The 20,721-nt window shown below is 73.9% G+C and carries 22 protein-coding genes; 15 read left to right on the top strand and 7 right to left on the bottom strand.

Translation table 11 applies throughout. From position 1 onward, the window contains the following. Nucleotides 1-141 precede the first annotated feature (141 nt). Complete coding sequence (locus LH044_RS09660; protein ID WP_227759821.1) at nucleotides 142-843, top strand: DUF998 domain-containing protein; 702 nt, start codon at nucleotides 142-144, stop codon at nucleotides 841-843. A gap of 67 nt (nucleotides 844-910) precedes the next feature. Here the strand turns inward: LH044_RS09660 and LH044_RS09655 are convergent, their stop codons facing one another. After that, complete coding sequence (locus LH044_RS09655; RefSeq protein WP_227759820.1) at nucleotides 911-1,453, bottom strand: YceI family protein; 543 nt, start codon at nucleotides 1,451-1,453, stop codon at nucleotides 911-913. Between the two features lie 113 nt (nucleotides 1,454-1,566). On the opposite strand from LH044_RS09655, the gene LH044_RS09650 reads away from it, so the two are divergent. From LH044_RS09650 to LH044_RS09635, 4 genes are all read left to right on the top strand, one after another. Next, nucleotides 1,567-2,064: a MarR family winged helix-turn-helix transcriptional regulator gene (locus tag LH044_RS09650; RefSeq protein WP_227759819.1), complete on the top strand. Its 498-nt coding sequence runs from the start codon at nucleotides 1,567-1,569 to the stop codon at nucleotides 2,062-2,064. 75 nt (nucleotides 2,065-2,139) lie between these two features. Beyond that, nucleotides 2,140-2,559, top strand: a complete 420-nt coding sequence (locus tag LH044_RS09645) for a hypothetical protein (RefSeq protein ID WP_227759818.1) — start codon at nucleotides 2,140-2,142, stop codon at nucleotides 2,557-2,559. Nucleotides 2,560-2,561: 2 nt separating this feature from the next. Beyond that, nucleotides 2,562-3,542, top strand: a complete 981-nt coding sequence (locus LH044_RS09640; protein ID WP_227759817.1) for an FAD:protein FMN transferase — start codon at nucleotides 2,562-2,564, stop codon at nucleotides 3,540-3,542. Between the two features lie 25 nt (nucleotides 3,543-3,567). Then, nucleotides 3,568-5,601, top strand: coding sequence for an acetoacetate--CoA ligase (locus LH044_RS09635; RefSeq protein WP_227759816.1), 2,034 nt, complete (start codon nucleotides 3,568-3,570; stop codon nucleotides 5,599-5,601). Between the two features lie 16 nt (nucleotides 5,602-5,617). On the opposite strand, the gene LH044_RS09630 is transcribed toward LH044_RS09635, so the two are convergent. Continuing rightward, entirely contained in the window at nucleotides 5,618-6,238 is a 621-nt protein-coding gene (locus LH044_RS09630) for a maleylpyruvate isomerase family mycothiol-dependent enzyme (protein ID WP_227759815.1), read from the bottom strand. A gap of 97 nt (nucleotides 6,239-6,335) precedes the next feature. Between LH044_RS09630 and LH044_RS09625 the strand changes: the two genes are divergently transcribed. Beyond that, nucleotides 6,336-7,193 carry a helix-turn-helix domain-containing protein gene (locus LH044_RS09625; RefSeq protein ID WP_227759814.1) on the top strand — a complete coding sequence of 286 codons (858 nt, stop codon included), beginning with the start codon at nucleotides 6,336-6,338 and terminating at the stop codon, nucleotides 7,191-7,193. A 120-nt stretch (nucleotides 7,194-7,313) separates the two neighbouring features. After that, nucleotides 7,314-8,927, top strand: coding sequence for a class I adenylate-forming enzyme family protein (locus LH044_RS09620; protein WP_227759813.1), 1,614 nt, complete (start codon nucleotides 7,314-7,316; stop codon nucleotides 8,925-8,927). An 82-nt stretch (nucleotides 8,928-9,009) separates the two neighbouring features. Here LH044_RS09620 and LH044_RS09615 read toward each other — a convergent pair whose 3' ends face one another. The 3 genes from LH044_RS09615 to LH044_RS09605 all read right to left on the bottom strand — a co-directional run bounded on the left by LH044_RS09615 (nucleotide 9,010) and on the right by LH044_RS09605 (nucleotide 12,055). Then, complete coding sequence (locus tag LH044_RS09615; protein ID WP_227759812.1) at nucleotides 9,010-9,831, bottom strand: vWA domain-containing protein; 822 nt, start codon at nucleotides 9,829-9,831, stop codon at nucleotides 9,010-9,012. 134 nt (nucleotides 9,832-9,965) lie between these two features. Next, nucleotides 9,966-10,931, bottom strand: a complete 966-nt coding sequence (locus LH044_RS09610) for an AAA family ATPase (protein WP_227759811.1) — start codon at nucleotides 10,929-10,931, stop codon at nucleotides 9,966-9,968. After that, a complete protein-coding gene (locus tag LH044_RS09605) occupies nucleotides 10,928-12,055 on the bottom strand; it encodes an NDMA-dependent alcohol dehydrogenase (RefSeq protein WP_227759810.1) in 1,128 nt (375 codons plus the stop codon). The genes LH044_RS09610 and LH044_RS09605 overlap by 4 nt, the downstream gene beginning before the upstream one ends. Before the next feature lie 123 nt (nucleotides 12,056-12,178). Here LH044_RS09605 and mftA point away from each other — a divergent pair, with 123 nt between their 5' ends. The 5 genes from mftA to LH044_RS09580 all read left to right on the top strand — a co-directional run bounded on the left by mftA (nucleotide 12,179) and on the right by LH044_RS09580 (nucleotide 16,615). Beyond that, nucleotides 12,179-12,325: a mycofactocin precursor MftA gene (gene mftA, locus LH044_RS09600; protein ID WP_227759809.1), complete on the top strand. Its 147-nt coding sequence runs from the start codon at nucleotides 12,179-12,181 to the stop codon at nucleotides 12,323-12,325. Nucleotides 12,326-12,356: 31 nt separating this feature from the next. Next, nucleotides 12,357-12,641, top strand: coding sequence for a mycofactocin biosynthesis chaperone MftB (gene mftB / locus LH044_RS09595; protein WP_227759808.1), 285 nt, complete (start codon nucleotides 12,357-12,359; stop codon nucleotides 12,639-12,641). Beyond that, nucleotides 12,631-13,836 carry a mycofactocin radical SAM maturase gene (mftC, locus tag LH044_RS09590; protein ID WP_227759807.1) on the top strand — a complete coding sequence of 402 codons (1,206 nt, stop codon included), beginning with the start codon at nucleotides 12,631-12,633 and terminating at the stop codon, nucleotides 13,834-13,836. Before mftB ends, mftC begins: the two co-directional genes overlap by 11 nt. Before the next feature lie 47 nt (nucleotides 13,837-13,883). After that, nucleotides 13,884-14,540: an O-methyltransferase gene (locus tag LH044_RS09585; RefSeq protein WP_227759806.1), complete on the top strand. Its 657-nt coding sequence runs from the start codon at nucleotides 13,884-13,886 to the stop codon at nucleotides 14,538-14,540. Between the two features lie 65 nt (nucleotides 14,541-14,605). Next, a complete protein-coding gene (locus LH044_RS09580) occupies nucleotides 14,606-16,615 on the top strand; it encodes a mycofactocin system FadH/OYE family oxidoreductase 1 (protein WP_227759805.1) in 2,010 nt (669 codons plus the stop codon). Nucleotides 16,616-16,643: 28 nt separating this feature from the next. Here LH044_RS09580 and LH044_RS09575 read toward each other — a convergent pair whose 3' ends face one another. Further along, on the bottom strand, nucleotides 16,644-17,051 hold the full coding sequence (locus LH044_RS09575) for an SRPBCC family protein (protein WP_227759804.1): 408 nt from the start codon (nucleotides 17,049-17,051) through the stop codon (nucleotides 16,644-16,646). Further along, nucleotides 17,048-17,428: an ArsR/SmtB family transcription factor gene (locus LH044_RS09570; protein WP_227759803.1), complete on the bottom strand. Its 381-nt coding sequence runs from the start codon at nucleotides 17,426-17,428 to the stop codon at nucleotides 17,048-17,050. Before LH044_RS09570 ends, LH044_RS09575 begins: the two co-directional genes overlap by 4 nt. A 213-nt stretch (nucleotides 17,429-17,641) precedes the next feature. On the opposite strand from LH044_RS09570, the gene LH044_RS09565 reads away from it, so the two are divergent. The 3 genes from LH044_RS09565 (at nucleotide 17,642) to LH044_RS09555 (ending at nucleotide 20,698) form a co-directional block, all read left to right on the top strand. Continuing rightward, the gene (locus LH044_RS09565) at nucleotides 17,642-18,118 is read left to right on the top strand and encodes a hypothetical protein (protein WP_227759802.1); all 477 of its coding nucleotides are present in this window, start codon (nucleotides 17,642-17,644) and stop codon (nucleotides 18,116-18,118) included. Between the two features lie 170 nt (nucleotides 18,119-18,288). After that, entirely contained in the window at nucleotides 18,289-18,639 is a 351-nt protein-coding gene (locus LH044_RS09560; RefSeq protein WP_227759801.1) for a hypothetical protein, read from the top strand. Between the two features lie 55 nt (nucleotides 18,640-18,694). After that, nucleotides 18,695-20,698, top strand: a complete 2,004-nt coding sequence (locus LH044_RS09555; protein WP_227759800.1) for a mycofactocin system FadH/OYE family oxidoreductase 2 — start codon at nucleotides 18,695-18,697, stop codon at nucleotides 20,696-20,698. Nucleotides 20,699-20,721 lie beyond the last annotated feature (23 nt).

The following is a 20,721-nucleotide window of genomic DNA, read 5'->3' as shown; positions in this document are numbered from 1 at the left end:
CGGGGATCGGTGGTGGGGACCCGTCCCCATTGTCGTGGGCGACCAGGACTGCTCTTCTTCTCGAAGAGGGTTCAGGGGCGAGAGGGAGAGGGAGAGATGGATGGTGGTCGCCCGCGTCCGGGCGCGCCCGAGCGCGCCGCCGTGGCGGTCGGTGTGGCGGCGGCGGTGGCGTTCCCCGCGGTCGTCCTGTGGGACGGCGCCACGCGGGGCGCCGGCTACGACCCGACCCGGCACTGGATCAGCCTGCTGTCGCTCGGCGAGCGGGCCCTGCTCGGCCGGGTCTCGCTCGCGGTCGCCGGCCTCGGGCTCCTCGGCGCAGGCGTCGGTCTGGTCCGGCTCGCCCGGCCGAGCACCGGTCCCGTCGCGGCCCAGGTCCGGACCGGCCGGTACGTCGCGGTGATGGGGATCGGCCTCCTGGTGGCGTGCGCCTTCCCGATCGATCCGGCCGTGAGCTACCCGGTCGGGTCCGGACGGGTCCCGCTGAGCGTCGTCGGCGCGATCCACGCGCTCGCCGGCTCGGCGATCGTGCTCGGCGCGATCGCGGCGTGCTGGTCGGGCATCGGGATGGTCGGACCGACCGCCGGGCGCGTCGCGGCGCGGGCGGTCTGGTGCTGGGTCTCGGCCACGGCCGCGCTGGGTGCGGTGCTCGGCGTGTACCGGCGCGGCAACTGGGAGCTCGCACGCTCCGGTCTGTTCCAGCGCGCGTCGCTGTTCGCCGCGCTGGCCTGCATCGCCGTGCTCGGGGTGGTGGCGCTCCGCTCGAACGCCCCCGTGCGCGAATCGGACCGGCCCGTGTGGGCCGGTCCGATCCGTCGGGGGGAGCTGCAGCGGACCAGCCGCTGAGCTGTTCGTCGGCTCAGGCCTTTCTTCCGCTCCTGGCCGCTCAGGCCTTTCTTCCGCTCCTGGCCGCTCAGGCCTTGGGGCGGACGGCCTCGACCTCGAGGTTGACCCGGACCTTCTTGCCGACGACGAGGTTGCCGGTCTCGAGGGCCTGGTTCCACGTGAGGCCGAAGTCGGTGCGGTCGATCTCGGTCTGGGCCGAGAAGGCGATCCGCTCCATGCCGAACGGGTCGTCGAGGGCGCCCTCGAACTCGGTCTCCAGCTCGACCGGGCGGGTCACGCCGTGGATGGTGAGGTCGCCGGTGACGACCCAGTCCTCGCCGTCCTGGCGGATGCCGGTCGAGACGAAGGACAGGGTGGGGAACTGGTCGACGTCCAGGAAGTCCGCGCTGCGGATGTGGGCGTCACGGCCCTCGTCACGGCTGTTGAACGAGTCGGCGGCGATGGTGACGTCGACCTTGCTGTCGGTGGCCTGCTCGCCGATCGTGACCTTGCCGTCGACCTTCTGGAACTCACCACGGACCTTCGAGAGGCCGAAGTGCTTCACGGCGAAGCCGACGTGGGTGTGGCTGGCGTCGATGTCGTAGGTGCCGGGTGCGGGGAGATCGCTCATGGGGGTTCCTTCTTCGTGTGTGCGGGGGTTCGATGTCGTGTCAACAACTTACTCGGTGATTGTTGCGTTGTCAACTACTGCGTTCGCAATGACAACGCGGGTACACTGCGCTCATGTCGTCCGAGCCCCTGATCACTGCGCCTTCGCCGGTGTGCGGCAGCGACGACCCGCGCATCCGGACGTTCGGGCTGCTGCTCGAGGCCCACCAGCAGGTGACCCGGGCGCTCGACGCCGAGCTCCAGCGGACCGACGGCATCACCCTGCAGACCTTCGAGGTCCTCCTGCGGATCTCGCGCTCTCCCGAGGGCCGTCTCACGATGAGCGAGCTCGCCGGCGAGGTCGCGCTCAGCACGGGCGGCGTCACGAGGCTCGCCGACCGGCTGGCCGAGGACGGGCTGGTCGAGCGTCGCGCCTGCCCCACGGACCGCCGGCGCGTGCACCTCGTCCTCACCGACGCCGGGCGCGAGGTCCTCGCACGGGCGATGGAGCACCACCTGGTGGCGCTCGACGAGCACCTCGGGTCGAGGATCGACCCGGCGGACCTGCCTGCGCTCGAGCGGGCCCTCGACACGCTGCGCCACCCGGCCGGCGGCGTCGTCGACCGGACCTGAGGCGACGCCCAGGCTCCCAGGTGGCGCACGGGTCGCCCTCACCGGCCTCCAACCGACGGAGGGGAGGGTGGACCCATGTCCGATCAGCTCCCGTCGCAGCCGCAGCAGCCCCCTCCGCACCCGGTCCCGGGCCCGTCCCGCCAGACCCCGCGACACCAGCCGTCGGGCCGGGCGCCGACGGTGGCGCGACGACGCCGCCGCCACGCGGCGCCACGCGGCCGAATCGCCGCCGCCGCCCTCGCAGTGGGCGCGCTCGGGGGCATGGTCGGGTGGTTCGCCGGGATGACCCGTGGCGCCACGACGACCAGCGCGACGACCACGGGCGAGGACGACACGACCACCACCCAACCGTCCACGGACGACGGCTCGTCGTCCGGTTCGTCGTCGACCGACACGTGGGGCGGGTCGGGAGCGACCGCCGGCGGCTCGGCCGGCTCGTGGTCCGGTGGCTCGACGGGGGCGGCCGGCGGCTCGACCTCGACGCACGGCAGCTGATCGTGGGAGCCGTCGCCGAGGAGCGGTTCCGGGTGATGGGCTCGGACGCCCACGTCGCCGTCGCCGGCGCCGACGCAGCGGCGCTCCTGGCCATGGCCCGCGCCCGGCTCGACCGGTTGGAGCTGACGTGGAGCCGGTTCCTGCCCGACAGCGAGCTGAGCGTCGCGAACCGCTCACCGGGGGAGTGGGTGCCGGTGTCGCCCGAGACCGTGGAGCTCGTGGACCGGTCGCTGCGGGCGCAGCGCGCCACCGGCGGCCGGTTCGACCCGACCCGCCTGGGCGACGTCGTGGCCGCCGGCTACCGCGGGACCTTCGGCCCCGACGGGCCGGCGGACGGCCCCTCGCCGCTCGGCGCGCCCGCCGAGGCCGCGTGCGCTGCTGCCGGGTGCGCTGCCGCCGGCGCGGCGGTGGAGCTCGATCGACCGGGTCGCCGACTCCGTGTTCGGCGGGGCAACGGCATCGATCCGGGCGGGATCGCGAAGGGGTTCGCCGCCGACGTGGTCGTCGAGGAGCTCCTCGCCTCGGGCGCCCCGAGGGCGTGCGTGAACGTCGGCGGCGACCTCCGGCTCGGCGGGCGCGTGGAAGGGGACTGGCTGGTCGACGTCGAGGACCCCACCGCGCCCCTGGCCGCGCCGATCTGCCGCCTGTCGATCGCCGACGGCGCCGTCGCCACGTCGAGCCGGTGCCGCCGCCGGTGGCGCCGTCCGGACGGGTCCGAGGCCCACCACCTCATCGACCCCAGCACCGGGCGGCCCGCCGCCACCGACGTGCTCACGGCGACGGTCGTGGCCGCCGAGGGCTGGGTGGCCGAGGCGCTCGCCACCGCCGTGTTCCTGGCGGCGGGCGGACCAGACGGCCCCGAGCAGGCCGCGGCGGTCCTCGAGGGGGCGGGCGCGACGGGCCTGGTCGTCACGACGGACGGCGTGCTGGCGATGCCCGGCCTCGACCGGTTCGTCGTGGGCGGTGGCCGGGTCGTCGCCTGACGGCGCTGTGGTAGGCCGTGGCCCCATGTCCGACGCCCCGCAGTTCGCGACCGAGCCGCTCTGGGTGCCGCCGCCGGCCCGGGTGCGCGCCTCCCGCCTCCACGCGTTCCGGACCACCGCCGCGGACCTCGCCGGGCGACCGCTGCCCGACAGCGCGGCACTGCACCGCTGGTCGGTCGAGCACCCGGAGGCGTTCTGGCACCTGCTGGTCGCCGAGGCGCTGCCGGGCGTCGACCTCCACGGCCCCGTCCTCGACCCCTCGGACCACCCGGCGACGACCCGCTGGTTCCCCGAGGTCCGGCTCAACGTGGCCGAGCAGATCCTCGGCGGCGCCGAGCCGTCGTCCACGCTGCTCGTCTCGCTCGACGAGCGGGGCCGACGGCGCGAGCTGACCCGGGCCATGGCCACGGCCGAGGTCGGTCGGGTGGCGGCCGCGCTCAGGGCCGCGGGCGTGGGCCCCGGGGACCGCGTCGCGGCCTGGATGCCGAACACCGCCGAGACGTACCTGCTGATGCTCGGGGCCGCGGCGGTCGGGGCCGTGTTCTCCTCGACCTCACCGGACTTCGGCGCCGACGGCGTGCTCGACCGGTTCGCGCAGATCGAGCCGACCGTGCTCGTGGCGGCCGACGGCTACACCTACGGCGGGCGGGCGTTCGACCGGCGCGACCAGCTCGCCGCGGTCGTCGACGGGCTGCCCACGGTCCGACGGGTCGTCGTGCTGCCCTTCCTCGCGGACGAGCCCGACCTCTCGGTGCTGCCGGGCGACCCGGTCACGTGGGCCGACTGGCTGGCGCCGCACGACGGGGAGCCGCCCGACTACGTGCCGCTCCCGTTCGACCACCCGTGGTACGTGCTCTACAGCTCCGGGACGACCGGCGTGCCGAAGTGCATCGTGCACCGCGCCGGCGGCGTGCTCGCCACCCACGTCAAGGAGCAGCAGCTGCACCTCGACGTCCGGGCCGGCGACCGGGTCTGCTGGTTCACGACGACCGGCTGGATGATGTGGAACTGGCTGGCGTCGATCCCGGCGTCCGGCGCCTCGATCGTCCTCTACGACGGGAACCCGGCCCACCCCGGCCCGTCGCGCCTCTGGGACCTGGCCGCGGAGGAGGGCCTCGACCTGCTCGGCGTGTCGGCCAAGTACCTCGACGCCGTGCGGTCCTCGGGCTACCGGCCGGCCGACGCCGCCGACCTCTCGCAGCTGCGCACGCTGGCGTCGACCGGGTCGCCGCTGTCGCCCGAGGGGTTCGACTGGGTCATGGAGGCGGTGGCGCCGGGCGTGGGTCCCGACGGCCTGCACCTCGCGTCGATCTCGGGCGGGACCGACCTCTGCGGCTGCTTCGTCGGCGGCGACCCCACGCGGCCGGTCTACGCCGGCGAGCTCCAGGGGCCGGCGCTCGGGATGGCGGTCGACGTGTGGCGCGCCGACGGCGGGCCCGACGACGGCACGCCCGCCGACGTCGGCGAGCGCGGCGAGCTCGTGTGCACGAACGCCTTCCCGTCGATGCCGCTCGGGTTCTGGGGCGACGGTCCGCTCGGCGAGGTCGGTCCCCGGTACCGGGCCGCCTACTTCGAGCGGTTCCGCTCGGCCGACGGTCGCGCGGTGTGGGCCCACGGCGACTTCGCCACGTGGACGCCGCACGGCGGCATGGTCATCCACGGGCGGTCCGACACCACGCTCAACCCGGGCGGGGTCCGCATCGGCACCGCCGAGATCTACCGCCAGGTCGAGCGCGTCGACGGGATCGAGGAGGCGCTCGTGTTCGGCCAGCAGGCCGGCGACGACGTGCGGATCGTGCTGCTCGTCCGGCTGTCGGCGGGGACCGACCTCACCGACGAGCTGCAGGCCGAGATCCGCTCGCAGGTCCGCCGCGGGTGCACGCCCCGGCACGTCCCGGCCGTCATCGTGCAGGTCGAGGACCTGCCGCGGACGCGCTCGGGGAAGCTCGCCGAGCTCGCCGTGGCCGACACCGTCAACGGCCGACCCGTGCGCAACACGACCGCGCTGGCCAACCCCGAGGTGCTCGGCGACATCGCCGCGGCCGTGCCACCGGCCTGAGCCCCACGACCCGGGCTCAGGCGGCGGTGCGCCCGAGCATCGCGAGCACCCGGGCCTCGCGGTCGGCGTCGGGGCCCGCCTCCACCCCGGCCCGGCACACGCCCTCCATGTAGAGCGTGTCGCCCCACCCGGCGGCGCTGGTCTCGATCAGGTCGAGCTCGGCGTCGCTAAGCGACGCCGTCACGCCGAGCGCGGTGGCGAGGTCCCAGCGGTGCACGACCATGTCGAAGACGTAGAACCGGAGGAAGGTGTCGCCGACCGTCGTCGGGCCGAAGTGGCCGTCGAAGGGCTGTGCCATCCGGTCGGCGTCGGCGACGACCCGCCGCACCGAGTCGACGTGGCGGCGCCACGCCGCCGCAGGGTCGGCCAGCAGCTCCTCGTCGACGCGATGGTCGGGCTCCAACCCGGCCCGCTCGGCCAGGAAGCTGCGCTCGGTGTCGATCAGGTGGCCGACCACGTCGCGGGCGGTCCACCCCTCGCACGGCGAGGGCCGGTCCCAGGCAGCCGGGTCGTCGGCGCCGGCCATCACGTCGCGGAGCTGCTCGTCGGCGGCCGCGTGCCGGTCCGCCACGATCTCGGGGGAGGCGGCCTCGGTGGTCATGGCAGCGTCGTTCGTCATGGCGGCGTCGTTCGTCATGGCAGGACCGTACGGCCCTTGCCAGCATGGGCCTTGATGGAACCCGACAGATGCCCGTGCGAGCCGTCGCGGCTCGCACCGCCCGGTGGTGAAGCCGATGGGTGACGACCGGGTGCTCCGGCCGGAGCGGCTGCGCAAGGCGCACCTGGCCGACCCGGCGGACGTCAGCCACACGATGTCGCGCTACGCGGCCCCGGACGACCTCGCGGATCTCCTGCAGTGGTACTGGGTGCCGGTCTGGTCGGTGCCGGCCGGGCAGCGCTCCGAGCAGCGCGTCCTGCAGTACCCGTGCGCGCTGATCGTGATCACGCAGGAGTACGCGCGCTTCTACGGGGTCGTGACCGGGATGTCGTCGACCGAGCTCCAGGGCGACGGCTGGGCCGTCGGGTCGCTGCTGCAGCCGGCCGCGGGCTCGCTCGTGGCCGGACGGACGATGAGCGAGCTGACCGATGCCCACGTCGAGCTCGCCGACCTGCTGGGCGAGCGCGGCGCGACCCTGGCGGCGACGGTGCGGTCGGCGATGGACGCCGACGGGCCCGCCGGCTGGGCCGAGCCGGAGGTGCACGCGCGGGCGACCGGGGCGGTGTCGACCTTCCTGCGCGAGCACCTACCGGTCGACGACGAGGGCCGGCTGGTGAACGAGCTGGTGGCGCGGGTCGAGCGCGACGACCAGCTGGTGCGGGTGTCGCAGCTGGCCGAGGCCGCGGCGTGCTCGGAGCGGAGCCTGCAGCGACTCCTGCGACGGCGGCTCGGCCTCACACCGAAGTGGCTGATCCAGCGACGGCGCCTGCAGGACCTGTCGCTGCGGCTCCGCGAGCGCGAGGAGGGCGAGACGCTGGCGTCGCTCGCCGCCGAGCTCGGGTACGCGGACGAGGCCCACCTCGTGCGCGACTTCCGGACCGTGACGGGCTGGACCCCGGCCCGGTTCGGCGAGCGGTTCGGGCCGCCGGCCTGAGCCGCCCGCTGCGGCAGCTGCCCCGGATCTGACATATCGTCAGGTCCGATCGACCGCTCAGCGAGACGTGGCCGGGGGCGCCCCGACCGCGGCTCGGGACCACCAGGGGGACCCATCCACATGGCCGACGCACCGACCATCGATCCCGTCGCGGCTGCGGCGTTCCAGTTCCAGGGCCAGGACGTCCCCTGGCTCGTCGACCACTGGGCGGAGCACCAGCCCGACAAGGTGTTCCTGATCTGGGAGCCCAAGGACGGCCCCTCGCGGAGCTGGACCTACGCCGAGTTCGCCGAGGAGACCAAGCAGGTCGCGGCCGGGCTGGCCGCCCGGGGCGTCGGCGTCGGCGACATGGTGCTGATCCACGCCGAGAACTGCCCCGAGGGCGTCATCGGCTGGTACGCCTGCGCCCGCGTCGGCGCGGTGGCCGTGACGACGAACACCCGCAGCGTCGCCGCCGAGGTCAACTACTTCATCACCCACACGAGCTGCGTCGGCGCGATCACCCAGCCGAAGTACGCCTCGCTGGTGGCCGAGGCCGGTCCGGACCTCGGCTGGATCGTCGTCACCGACGACAACTCGGGCGTGCCCGCCGAGGACGAGGAGTTGGCGCACGGCCGCGACGGCTGGGCCGACCTGCACGGCGACGCCGCCGACTCGCCGGTCCGCGACGCGGACCCGCTGCTGCCGGCCGGCATCCTCTTCACGTCGGGCACCACGTCGAAGCCCAAGGCGGTCGTGCACACCCACGCCAACGCGCTGTGGGCGGCCAAGGTCAACCCGACGAACATCCAGCTCGAGGCCGATGACGTCTACCTCGCGTCGCTGCCGTTCTTCCACGTCAACACGCAGAGCTGGGCGATCTGGTCGATCCTCGGCGTCGGCGGCACGGTCGTGCTGCAGCCGAAGTTCTCGGCGAGCAAGTTCTGGCCGGTCATCGAGAAGTACTCGGTCACGCACATCTCGCTGCTGCCGTTCGTCATCCAGACGGCGTTCGAGCAGGGCATTCCCGAGGACCACACCGTCAAGGTCGGCGTGTTCGGGCTGATCATGCCGGTGCTCGAGCAGATGATGGGCATGAAGGTCGTCGCCGCGTACGGCATGACCGAGCTCGTCACCCACTGCATCCACTCGAACCCGTGGGAGAACTACCCCGAGCTGGCCATGGGCAAGGTGTCGCCCGGCTACGAGATGCTCATCGTCAAGGAGGACGGAGCGCTCGCCGCCGTCGGCGAGATGGGCGAGCTGTGGATCCGCGGCATCCGGGGCGTCACGGTCTGCAAGGAGTACTTCCACAACGACGAGGCGAACGAGAAGTTCTTCACGTCCGACGGCTGGGCCCGGACCGGCGACATCGTGATGCTGCTCGAGGACGGCAACATCCGGTACTGCGACCGCGACAAGGACGCCCTCAAGGTCGGGGGCGAGAACGTGTCGGCCCGCGAGGTCGAGGACGCCATCCGCGCCGCCGGCGCGCCGCTGGCCGACATCGCCGTGGTGGCCAAGTCGCACAAGCGCCTCGACATGGTGCCGGTCGCGTTCGCGATCAAGGGCGACCCCAACCTCGACGAGGACGCGACGGCCACGCTGGTCATCGAGCACTGCAAGGCCAACCTCGCCGACTTCAAGGTGCCCCGCGCCGTCTACTTCGTCGACGAGTTCCCGACCGCCGAGCTCGGCAAGGTCGCCAAGAAGGACCTCCGCGACCTCGCCGACAGCTACCCCGAGATCGTCTGACCGCCCCGTTCCTTCCGCTTCGGCGCTGGTTTCCGTCGTCTGACGACGGAAACCGCCGCCAGAACGGGATCGGGAGGGCGGGTCAGCCGAGGAGCACGCGGGAGATCGCGTCGGGGACCGACGTCGGCCCGTCGAGCTCGGTCCAGCGGGCGCCGAGCGCGTCGGCGAGCGCCTCGGCATCCGCGGTGTCGCCCCGGGGCGCCAGCACCGCGAGCTCGTGCGTGCCGGCGACGTGGGGGAGCGGGTCCCCACCGGTGGTGGCGCGGCAGTCCGACATGAGCAGCGTGATGCGCCGGCCGGCGGTCGACCGGGCGAGCTGCCCGGCGGCGGCGCGGAGCGCCTGACCCACGTCGGTGACGCCGAAGCCGCGGAGCCGCAGCAGGTCGCCGACGACGTCGTCGGGCGAGCGGACCTCGTCCTGCGCCTTGAGCACGATCGCGTCCTCGGCGAACGCGACGACCGAGCAGTCGTGCGGCGCCCGGAAGAGGACGGACGCGGCGGCGACAGCGGCCGCGGCGAGCCGGTCGCCCGCCATCGACCCCGACCGGTCCACGAGCAGGCACACCGCCGTGGCCGGCCGCTGCCAGGCCTCGACCTGGAGGTCGTCGGCGCCGCCCCGACCGGTCCGCACCGCCGCGATCGCGTCGAGCGAGGCGTCGAGGTCGACGTCGCCCTCGGCCTCGCGAGCCGGCGCCCGGCGCAGGCGGCCGATCCCGCGCCGGCGCTCGGGGCCGATGCGGCCGAGGTCGACCATGACCCGCCCCGCCAGCTGGCGGGCGAGCCGGCGCAGCCCCTCGTCGGTGGCGCCGGTGAGGTCGGCGAGCATGGCCAGCGCCTCGTCGGGATCGGCGTCCATCGCCTCGGCGAACGCCTCTTCGTCGAGCACGCCGACCTCGGGCGACACCTGCTCGAAGCCGTCGTGGCGGGCGAGGTCGCGGCGCGACGTCGTGCGGCGGCCGGCGTCCGCGACCGCCTCGCGGGCCTCCTCGCCCTCCTTGACGTCGTCGACGTCCTGGCGTCCCCCACCCGGGGGCGGGGTCAGGCTTTTCCCGGCTCGCGCCCGCCGCCGTCGGAGGAGGCATCGCCGTCGCCCGACCCCTGGTCCGGTTCGGTCGGGGCGAACCAGCGGGTCCAGAGCTCGGTCACGACGTCCTCGGCCGTCCTGGCCCCGCCCTCCCGCAGCCGGACCCGGCCCGACAGGGCGAGCAGCGCGGCGTCGAGCGTGACCCCGGGGTCGACGACCTCGCGCCCGCGCAGCGCGGCCAGCTCGGTCGCCACCAGCACGAAGTCGATGGCGCCCCGGACCGACGATCCCGTCCGGAGGTCCGGGTGCTCCCGGCTGTCGCGCACCATCGACACGGCGCTCAGGACGCCGCCGGCACCGAACGCCACGGCGGCATCGGGCGCGGCGGCCGACACGATGAGCGCCTCTTCGCCGGCGTCCTGGTAGCCCATCGCCAGCCGGCACACGCGGTCGTACACGGCCGAGGCGATGCGGGCCGTGCCCACGGCGTCGAACGGGTTCATCGCCGCCACGAGCCGGAACCCCGGCGCGGCGGCGACGTGGCCGAGCCGCGGGACGTGGAGCTCGCCCTCGCTCATCACGGTGATGAGCACGTTGAGGGTCTCCTCGGGGATCCGGTTGATCTCCTCGACGTACAGCAGCGCGCCGTCGCGCAGGGCCGAGACCAGCGGGCCGTCGACGAACACGTCGGGGGAGTAGCCCTCGCTCAGCACCGCCGCCGGGTCGAACGTGCCGACGAGGCGGGCGGGCGTCAGCTCGGCGTTGCCCTCGACGAACTCGAAGCCGCGGCCCGACTCCTCGGCCACGGCGCGCAGCACCGTGGACTTGCCGGTGCCCGGCGGGCCCTCGAGCAGGAGGTGCCGGTCGGCCGCCAGCGCGGCGACGACCGCCTCCAGCTCGCGACGCCGCCCCACGACCCTGGTCGTGAGGCGGCGCAGCAGTTCGGGCCCCGTCGAGGGCTCGGGATCGAGGTCGGTCACGTGAAGTCGATGACCCCGCGGATGTTCTTGCCGTCCCGCATGTCCTGGTAGCCCTGGTTGACGTCGTCGAGGCGGTACCGGTTGGTGATCAGCTCGTCGAGCTTCAGGTCACCCTCCCGGTACATCGACAGCAGCGCCGGGATGTCGGCCCGGGGGTTGCCGGAGCCGAAGATGGTGCCCTTCACCTCCTTGTTCATCATCGAGAGCATGAACAGGTTCAGCGCGGTGTCCGTCTGCAGCATGTTGCCGATGGCGGTGACCACGAGCGTCCCGCCCTTGGAGGTCAGGTTGAGCGCCGGGTCGATCATGTCGCCGGTGACCACGCCCGGGACGAGGATCACCGAGTCGCACATGTCGCCCCAGGTGAGGTCGGGCACGGCGAGCAGCGCCTCCTCGATGGACGAGTAGGTGTGGGTGGCGCCCATCTCCATCGCCTTCTCGCGCTTGAACTCGACCGGGTCGATGGCGATCACGCGCTTGGCGCCGGCCATCCGGGCGCCCTGCACGGCGTTGATGCCGACGCCGCCGACGCCGATGACGGCGACGTTGTCGCCGGGCTGGACGTCGGCGCGGTGCACCGCCGAGCCCCAGCCGGTCGCCACGCCGCACGAGACCAGGGCGGCGACGTCGAGCGGGAGGTCGGACTCGACCTTGACGAGCGAGTCCTGGCTGACGAGCAGGTGCTCGGAGAAGGTGCCGACCTGCGCGAAGCGGGCGGCCTCGGTGTCGCCGATGCGGTGGGAGACGTCGCCCGGCTCACGGGTGATCATCTGCAGGTCGAAGAGCTTGGCGCCGAGGTCGCAGATGTACTGCCGGCCGGTCGAGCACCACTTGCAGCGGCCGCAGCTCGGCACGAACGACATGGCGACGTGGTCGCCGGGCGCGACCGTGTTGACGCCCGGGCCGACCGCCTCGACGACGCCGGAGCCCTCGTGGCCGCCGACGAACGGGAAGTGGGGCACGAGCATGTCGCCCTGCACGACGTGCTCGTCGGAGTGGCACATGCCGGCGTACGCGGTCTTCACGACCACCTCGCCGGGGCCCGGATCGTCGAGGGTCATCTCCTCGATCTTCCAGTCCTCGTGGTGGCCCCACAGGACGGCGGCGCGGGTGGTGGTCGGCATGCTGGTCCCCCTGGTCGTTCGAACCGGCCCGGCGACTCGTGCGCCGGTCCCGTGCGGCGAGTTCTACACCCGTTCGGAGGCGTCTACCATCGCATCGACCGCCGAGCGAGGAGCGTCCCTCCCATGGACACCGCCACCACCACCGAGCCCACCGCCGAGACCGAGCTGCCCGTCGTCGACGACGCGGCGCCGGCCGACGAGGCCGTGCTGGTCGCCGACGAGCTGCTGGTCGAGGAGGTCTCGATCGACGGCATGTGCGGCGTCTACTGAGCCGGCCCCCTCGACCCGAGGACATCCCTCAGTGACGGTCGCGCTCGCCGACGTCCTCGAGCTGCACCCCAGCGTGTCGCTCCGGCCCGAGCGCTTCGGCGCGCTCGCCTACAGCTTCGACACCCGCAAGCTGTCCTTCCTCAAGCACCCCGACCTGGTGCGGGTGGTCGAGGCCCTCGACGGGACCCGGACGGTCGAGGAGGCGCTCGTCGCCGCCGACGTCGATCCGGCTCGTCGGGCCAGCTTCGTGCGCGCGATCGACACGCTCGTCACGTCCCGGATGGTGCGACCCGTGGGAGCTCCCGATGCCGCCTGAGCTGACCGCGCCGTCGGGCGGCCCCAGGATCACGGTCCAGCCGCCCACCCCGACCCGCTCGCTGGTCGAGGAGTTCAAGGAGGGCCTGGACGCGCCCATCTGCCTGACGTGGGAGCTCACCTACGCCTGCAACCTGAGCTGCGTCCACTGCCTGTCGAGCTCGGGCCGCCGGGACCCGCGCGAGCTGAGCACCGAGGAGTGCTTCGCCGTCGTCGACGAGCTGCAGCGGCTCAAGGTCTTCTACGTGAACATCGGCGGCGGCGAGCCGATGCTGCGCACCGACTTCTTCCCGATCGTCCAGTACGCCGTCGACCACCAGGTCGGCGTGAAGTTCTCGACGAACGGCACGTTCATCGACGCCGCGGCGGCACGGCGGCTGGCGGCGATGGACTACCTCGACGTCCAGCTGTCGATCGACGGCGCGGACGCCTCGGTCAACGACCTGGTCCGGGGCGAGGGCTCGTACGCCGCGGCCCGGCGGGCGATGGACCACCTGGCGGACGCGGACTTCGGGCCGTTCAAGATCAGCCTCGTCGTGACCCGGCACAACGTCGACCAGCTCGACGAGTTCAAGGCGCTCGCCGACTCGTACGGCGCCCAGCTCCGCGTGACCCGCCTGCGGCCGTCGGGCCGGGGCGCCGACAGCTGGCACGAGCTGCACCCGACGCAGGCGCAGCAGCGCGACCTGTACCACTGGCTGCTCGGTCGCGACGACGTGCTCACCGGCGACTCGTTCTTCCACCTCTCGGCGCTCGGCGACCCGTTGCCCGGCCTCAACCTCTGCGGCGCTGGTCGCGTCGTGTGCCTGATCGACCCGGTCGGCGACGTCTACGCCTGCCCGTTCGTCATCCACGACGAGTTCCTGGCCGGCAACGTCCGCGATGCCGGCGGGTTCACCGACGTCTGGCGGCGCTCGGACCTGTTCACCTCGCTGCGCGAGCCCGAGAGCCCGGGCGCGTGCGCCAGCTGCGGCAGCTACGACGCCTGCCAGGGCGGGTGCATGGCGTCCAAGTTCTTCGTCGGCCTCGAGCTGACCGACCCCGACCCGGAGTGCGTCCACGGCCACGCCGAGCCGCTGCTCGCGGCGATCGGTGCCGGCACGCCGGTGCCGACGCCGTCGGCCGACCACTCCCGGCCCGGGGTGCCGGTGCCGTCGCCCGTCACGCTGCGACCCACCCGCCGCTCGCGTCGCTGAGCCGCCCGCAACGGGTCGCAGCGGCCGTCGGGCGTAGCGTGCCGTCCATGGCTGGCAAGGGCATCACCGTCACCCCGGAGCTCATCGACTACCTGCTCGAGCACTCGTTGCCGCGCACCGACGTGCACCGCGACCTCGTCACCCGGACCGAGGAGGCGATGGGCGACTGGTCGATCATGCAGATCTCGCCCGAGCAGGGTCCGTTCCTCACCTTCCTGGCCCGGCTGATCGGCGCGCAGGAGGCGATCGAGGTCGGCACGTTCACCGGTCTGTCCGCGCTCTGCATCGCCGAGGGGCTCGGCGACGGCGGCCACCTGACGTGCTTCGACATCTCCGACGAGTACGTGTCGGTCGGTCGGCCCTTCTGGGAGCGGGCCGGGATGGCGGACCGCATCGACGTCGTGATCGGCCCCGCTGCGGAGACGCTGGCCGCCTTCACGCCGCCCCGCCCGGTCGACCTCGCCTTCATCGACGCCGACAAGCCGGGCTACGCGACCTACTACGAGCTCGTGCTCGAGCGGCTGCGCCCCGGCGGCCTGGTCGTGTTCGACAACGCGCTCTACTCGGGCGCGGTCCTCGATCCGTCCGACGACGAGAACACCCGGGCGATCATGTCGGTGAACGACGCCGTCGCGGCCGACGACCGGGTGGAGGCGGTCCTCCTCAACGTCGGCGACGGGTTGCTCATGGCCCGCAAGCGCTGAGCCCCGGGTCCGGCCCCGCAGGTGGGTTCGGTCCGGCACAGCCCCGTGGGGCACGATGTCGAGCGATGTCGTCCCCACCCGATGGCCCGCCGGCCGGCCTGCTCGACCCGCTGACGATCGGCGGCCGCACCGCGCCCAACCGGGTGGTGTTCGGCCCGCACGAGACCAACCTCGGTCGGGGTCGGGCCATCTCGGAGCGCCACGTCGCGTACTACGAGCGGCGCGCCCGGGGCGGCGCCGGGACGATCGTCGTCGAGGAGGCGTCGGTCCACGCGTCGGACTGGCCGCTCGAGCGGGCGCCGCTGGCGTCGGAGTGCGGACCGGGGTGGGCCGAGGTCGTCGACGCCTGCCGCCCGCACGGGACGCTCGTGCTCGCCGCGCTCGGCCACAGCGGCGGCCAGGGCACCTCGCACTGGTCCCAGCGCGAGCTCTGGGCGCCGAGTCGGGTCCCCGAGGTCAACACGCGCGAGGTGCCCAAGTGGATGGAGGCGGCCGACGTGGCCGAGGTCGTCGACGGCTTCGCCGCGGCGGCGCGCCTCGCCGTCGAGTCGGGCTGCGACGGCGTCGAGGTGAACGCCGGGCAGTTCTCGCTCGTGCGGCAGTTCCTGTCGGGGCTCACCAACCAGCGGGACGACGAGTGGGGGGCCGACCGGGCGCTGTTCGCCCGCCAGGTGCTCGCCGCGGTGCGCGGGGCCGTCGGTCCCGACGCCGTCGTGGCGCTCCGGCTCTCGTGCGACGAGCTCGCGCCCTGGGCCGGGATCACGCCCGAGGCCGCCGAGGAGCTCGCGGCCGGGTTCGCCGCCGACGACGGGGACGGCCGCATCGACCTCCTCACCGTCGTGAAGGGCTCCATCTTCTCCGCGGGCGCCACGAGGCCCGACGGCCACATCCCCCAGGGCTTCAACCTCGACCTGACCCGCGCCGTGCGGGCCGCGGTGCGGGCGGTGGCGGGCGACCGGGTCGCGGTCGTGGCGCAGGGGTCGATCGTCGACGTGGGCCAGGCCGGGTGGGCGCTGGCCGACGGCGTGGCCGACGCGGTCGAGATGACCCGGGCCCAGCTCGCCGACGCCGACCTGGTGCGGCGTCTGCGGGACGGCGAGCCGGAGCGGATCCGGCCATGCGTGCTGTGCAACCAGACGTGCATGGTGCGGGACAACCGCAACCCGATCGTGACGTGCATCGTCGACCCCGCCACCGGACACGAGACCGAGGACGCCCCGGTGCCCGACGTCGTCGCGCCGCTCGACCCGCCGGCCGCCGGCACGGTGCTGGTCGCCGGCGGCGGGGTCGCGGGGCTGGAGGCGGCGCGGGTCGCAGCGCTCGCCGGTCACCGGGTGCAGGTGGTGGAGCGCGGCGAGCGGACCGGCGGCGCGGCCCGCACCACGGCCCTGCTGCCCGGCCGTGACCGGTTCGCGCTGTTCGCGGACTGGCTCGAGGCCGAGTGCGCCCGTCTCGGCGTCGACGTCCGGACCGGCTCGACCGTCGACGCCGCCACCGCCGAGGCCGCCGCCCACGTCGTCGTCGCCACCGGCGGGCGTCCCGGCGAGCCGACGTTCGAGGTGCTCGACGGTCCCGACGGCCCGGCCGTCGCGGTCCTCACGCCGAGCGAGGTGCTGGAGGACCCGTCGGCCGTGCCCGAGGGCGCCGTGCTGGTCTGGGACCCGATCGGCGGGCCGGTCGGCGTGGGCGTGGCCGAGCTGCTCGCCGCCGCGGGCCGCGAGGTGCACCTGGCCACGCCGGACCAGATCCTGGGCAACGAGCTCGCCCGGGCCGGCGACCTCGCCCCGGCGAACGCCCGCCTCGCCCAGGCGGGGGTCGTGGCGCACCGGCGCTCGGTCCTCCGCAGCGTGGGCGCCAAGGGCGCGGTGCTGGAGCACCGGTTCGACGCCGCGACCACCGACCTGGTCGTCGGCTCGGTGGTCGACGCCGGGCACCGCCTCCCCGACGACGCGCTGTGGCACGAGATCCGTCGGGCCGCGGCCGGTCGAGCCGTCCAGGTCGGCGACAGCGTCGCCCCCCGCACCGTCCACGAGGCGGTGCTCGAGGGCCGGCGGGCGGCGCTCGAGCTCGGCTGACCGGCGCCGTCGGGGCGCCGGGACCGGGTCAGGCGGTCGCCGCCTCCACGGCGGCCGCGAAGCGGGGCAGCACCTCGTCCCGCCAGCCCGGGCCCATGTTGTCGAAGGCGAACCGGTCCTGCGGACGGTCCGGGTCGAAGCCCGAGTGGACCACCAGGACGCGCGTGCCGTCGCCCTCGGGCACCAGCGTCCACGAGATCGTCCAGTCGCCGAACGTGTGGGCGAACCGCGTGGGCTCGTCGGCCTCGAGCACCTCGCAGGGCACACCGCCCCAACCGGGCATGTCCAGGAGGAAGCGGTGGCCGACCACCGCGGCGATGTCGCCGGGTGCCCACCACGACGCGATCCCGTCGGGCGTCGTGAGCGCGGTCCAGACCGCGGCCGGCGGGCGGGCGATGAACTGGTCGACCTCGATGTCGTCGGGGAAGGTGGTCACTGGTCGTCTCCTGTGCTGGGTGTGATCGGGGGAGCGGTGGCCTCGACGTGGTCGCGCAGCCCGCGCAGCGTGTGCCGCCAGTACCGCTCGAACGGGCGGAGCCAGTCGTCGAGCTCGGCGAGGGGCCCCGCGGCCAGGGCGTAGTGCCGCTCCCGGCCGCGGACCTCCTCGGTCACGAGCTCGGCGCGCCGCAGCACGGCGAGGTGCTCCGACACGGCCGGGCGGCTGAGCTCGAACTCGCCGGCGATGGCGCCCGCGTTGCGGGGCCCGTCCGCGAGGAGCTCGAGGATCCGTCGCCGCACGGGGTTGGCCAGCGCGCCGAACACGTCGGGTCCCGGGTCGGTGCCGGTGGGGGCGCCACGGTCGCTCGTCGCCATGGACACCATCATGTCGGAATTCTCCGACATGTCAAGGATCTCCGACGCGTTCGCGTCGCGGCCCGACGCGTGGCGGCGCGCCGGCACGCCGGTGCCCGTTCGGCGACCCGAGTGATCCGACATCGACCCTGAACCCCGCTCATCTCGCGGTCGTCACGGCCGATGGGTCGGGGTGACGCCGCGACGCGGCACGGAACAGGAGACCCTCTCACCATGAAGATGAACCCCCTCCGCACCCTCGGCCTGCTGCTGGTCGCAGCGGTCGCGCTCCTCGCCGGCGCCTGCTCGTCGACCGACGACGCCGCCGACGACGCCAAGGACACCGTCGACTCGATCGCCGACGACGCGAAGGCCGGCACCGACACCGTCGTCGACGAGGTGGAGGACGGCGCCTCGACCGTGTGGGACGACCTCGAGACGTCCGTGGACGACTTCGACGCCGGTGCGAAGGACCTGCCGTCGGACGTCAAGACCGGTTGGGACCAGCTGGGCCCGGACCTCAAGGCCGGCCTGGAGCAGATGCGCACCGACGCCAAGGACGACGCCCAGGGCACCTGGGACGACCTGAAGGCCGACGTCGACTCGTTCGACGCCGACATGAAGGCCGGCGGCGACCAGATCAGCGAGGACGCCCGCAAGGCCTGGGACCAGGTGAAGCAGTCCTGGGACGACGCGGTCGCCAAGCTCTGATCGGGCGCTGAGCCCGCCGTCCGGAGCCCGCGCTCCCGCCCGCGCCGGGAGCGGGGCGAGGGCCGCCGTCCGGGATCTTCTGCCGGTTGCGCAGGAGGTCCCGGACGGTACCCTGGACCTCGGCGGACGCAGCCGGGGGAGCTGCGGGCTCCACCTAGGGAGAACGAGAGATGATCGAGACGACGAAGGCCCTGCTCGAGAACACGATCAACCAGGCGCTGGAGCTCGCCAAGTCGGCGAACAGCGCCTTCCGGACCCACGACGACGTGGCCGTGGCGCTGCCGGGCGGGCTGTTCGGCCACGTGCGCAACGGTCGTCTCGTCGGCTTCGGCCTCGAGCCCGTCGGCGACGTCTACGTCGACGAGGAGCGCCACGTCACGGACCTCCCCGACGGCGGTCCGGGCCACCTGCTCTGGGGTCGCATCGCCGCCGTCGCCGGCGCCTCGACCGCGGCGGCCTCCGCCGTCGCCGGCGTGGTCACCGCCGTGGTGCTCGGCCGCCGGCACTCCACCGCGGCCTGATCGGCCGCCCCGACCCGAGTTCCGCTCCGCCGGGCCCGGTGCCTAGCCTGCGGCCATGGCGGAGCAGCTCCTCTGGACGCCCCTGCAGCTCGGGCCGGTCACGGTCCGCAACCGCATCGTCTTCTCCGCGCACCTGACCAACTACGCGGAGGACGGGCTGCCGACCGAGCAGCACGCCGCGTACTACGCGGAGCGGGCGGCCGGCGGCGCCGGGCTCATCATCACCGAGGAGCACTCGACCCACCCGACCGACTGGCCGTACGAGAAGCTCATCCACGGCTTCCACCGTGACGTGATCCCCGGCTACCGCCGGATCACCGAGGCCGTCCACCGGCACCGCACGCCGATCTTCGCCCAGATCAACCACAACGGCGGGCAGGCCAGCTCGATGTACTCACGGCTCCCCGTGTGGGCGCCGTCGCCGGTCGCCGACCCGCTGTTCCGCGAGGTCCCGAAGGCGGTCGACACCGCCGAGATCGCCGAGATCGTGGCGAGCTACGCCCGCGTCGCCGAGCACTGCGCCGAGGGCGGCTTCGACGGCATCGAGCTCCAGTGCTCGCACAGCTCGATCGTCCGCGGCTTCCTGTCGCCGGCCACCAACCACCGGACCGACGAGTACGGCGGGCCGCTCGGGTCCCGGGCCCGGATCCTGCTCGAGATCGTCGCGGCCGTCCGCGCCACGATCGGCTCGGAGCTCGCGCTCGGCGTGCGGATCTGCGGTGACGAGCTCATCGAGGGCGGCACGACGATCGAGGACGCCGTCGCGGTGGCGAGGATGGTCGAGGCGTCGGGCCACGTCGACTACATCAACACCTCGATCGGCGTCGCGACGGCCTCGCTGTTCATGATCGAGGCGTCGATGCACATCCCGCCCGGGTACGCGATGTTCATCCCGAGCGCGCTGCGCGAGGCCGTCGACCTCCCGATCGTCGGCGTGGGCCGGTTCAAGGACCCGCTGCAGGCCGAGCGGGCGCTGGCCGAGGGGCAGTGCGACCTCGTCGGCGTGGTGAGGGGCCAGATCGCGGACGCCGACTTCGTCGCGAAGGCGCGCGCCGGCTTCACCGACGACACCCGGCTGTGCCTGTCCTGCAACCAGGAGTGCGTGGGCCGCATGGGCCTCAACCGCTGGCTCGGCTGCATCGAGAACCCCCGGACCGGTCGCGAGTCGCTCGGCGTCGGCGAGGCCCGGCCGGTCGAGGTCGGCCGCCGGGTGCTGGTCGTCGGCGCCGGCCCCGCCGGGCTCCAGGCCGCCATCGCCGCCGCCCGCAACGGCCACCACGTCACCGTGCTCGAGCGCGACGACGCCGCCGGCGGGCAGGTCCGCCTGGCCGCGTCGGTGCCCAACCGGGCCGAGTTCGGCGACCTCGTCCGCAACCAGCTGCACGAGTGCGGCCGGCTCGGCGTCGAGATCGAGCTCGGCGTCGACGCGACGGTGGACGAGGTCGTCCGCCGTCGCCCCGACACGGTGGTCGTGGCCACGGGTGCCGTCGCGGCCCGGCCGTGGTGGGCGCCCGGCGACGCCGACTGGATCGTCGACGTCCGCGACGTGCTCACCGGGGCCGCGCACCCGACCGGCGACGTCGTCGTGCTCGACGAGCTCGGGTTCCACCACGCCACGTCGGTGGCCGAGGTGCTCGCCGACCGCGGCTGCTCGGTCGAGGTGATCAGCCCGGGCATGGTCGTCGGGCAGGACCTCGGCATCACGCTCGACCTCGAGAACTGGTGGATCCGCGCCGGGGCCAAGGGGATCGTGCAGTCGACCGAGCTGGTGCCCATGGGGGTCGACGGCCACGTCGTGAGCCTGCAGCACCACCCGACGGGGACGATGCAGAGCCGGGAGCCCGACTGGCTGGTGCTGGCCGTGCCGGCCGAGCCGGCCGAGGGTCTGTACCACGAGCTGAAGTCGTCGCCCGAGCTGCAGCGCCGCGACGTCGACGTCGAGCGCGTCGGTGATGCGCTGGCGCCGAGGCGGGCCCATGCCGCTGTGATCGACGGCGAACGGGTCGGCGCGTCGATCCCCTCGGCGTCGCGCCTGGGCCTCGTCGCCAGCCCCGCCTGATCCCCGGACCGCCCGGTGCGCCG

Origin of the sequence: Dermatobacter hominis (genome assembly GCF_020715685.1) — a bacterium.
Taxonomy (GTDB): domain Bacteria; phylum Actinomycetota; class Acidimicrobiia; order Acidimicrobiales; family Microtrichaceae; genus Dermatobacter; species Dermatobacter hominis.
Note: the sequence above shows the minus strand (reverse complement) of the source record. Positions and strands in the feature narration are given on the sequence as shown.

Coding starts and splice junctions, on each gene's coding strand:
- LH044_RS09655 (WP_227759820.1), bottom strand. CDS start 1,453: ATGAGCGATCTCCCCGCACCCGGCACCTACGACATCGACGCCAGCCAC.
- LH044_RS09650 (WP_227759819.1), top strand. CDS start 1,567: ATGTCGTCCGAGCCCCTGATCACTGCGCCTTCGCCGGTGTGCGGCAGC.
- LH044_RS09645 (WP_227759818.1), top strand. CDS start 2,140: ATGTCCGATCAGCTCCCGTCGCAGCCGCAGCAGCCCCCTCCGCACCCG.
- LH044_RS09635 (WP_227759816.1), top strand. CDS start 3,568: ATGTCCGACGCCCCGCAGTTCGCGACCGAGCCGCTCTGGGTGCCGCCG.
- LH044_RS09630 (WP_227759815.1), bottom strand. CDS start 6,238: ATGACGAACGACGCCGCCATGACGAACGACGCTGCCATGACCACCGAG.
- LH044_RS09625 (WP_227759814.1), top strand. CDS start 6,336: ATGGGTGACGACCGGGTGCTCCGGCCGGAGCGGCTGCGCAAGGCGCAC.
- LH044_RS09620 (WP_227759813.1), top strand. CDS start 7,314: ATGGCCGACGCACCGACCATCGATCCCGTCGCGGCTGCGGCGTTCCAG.
- LH044_RS09605 (WP_227759810.1), bottom strand. CDS start 12,055: ATGCCGACCACCACCCGCGCCGCCGTCCTGTGGGGCCACCACGAGGAC.
- mftA (WP_227759809.1), top strand. CDS start 12,179: ATGGACACCGCCACCACCACCGAGCCCACCGCCGAGACCGAGCTGCCC.
- mftC (WP_227759807.1), top strand. CDS start 12,631: ATGCCGCCTGAGCTGACCGCGCCGTCGGGCGGCCCCAGGATCACGGTC.
- LH044_RS09585 (WP_227759806.1), top strand. CDS start 13,884: ATGGCTGGCAAGGGCATCACCGTCACCCCGGAGCTCATCGACTACCTG.
- LH044_RS09580 (WP_227759805.1), top strand. CDS start 14,606: ATGTCGTCCCCACCCGATGGCCCGCCGGCCGGCCTGCTCGACCCGCTG.
- LH044_RS09570 (WP_227759803.1), bottom strand. CDS start 17,428: ATGGCGACGAGCGACCGTGGCGCCCCCACCGGCACCGACCCGGGACCC.
- LH044_RS09565 (WP_227759802.1), top strand. CDS start 17,642: ATGAAGATGAACCCCCTCCGCACCCTCGGCCTGCTGCTGGTCGCAGCG.
- LH044_RS09560 (WP_227759801.1), top strand. CDS start 18,289: ATGATCGAGACGACGAAGGCCCTGCTCGAGAACACGATCAACCAGGCG.
- LH044_RS09555 (WP_227759800.1), top strand. CDS start 18,695: ATGGCGGAGCAGCTCCTCTGGACGCCCCTGCAGCTCGGGCCGGTCACG.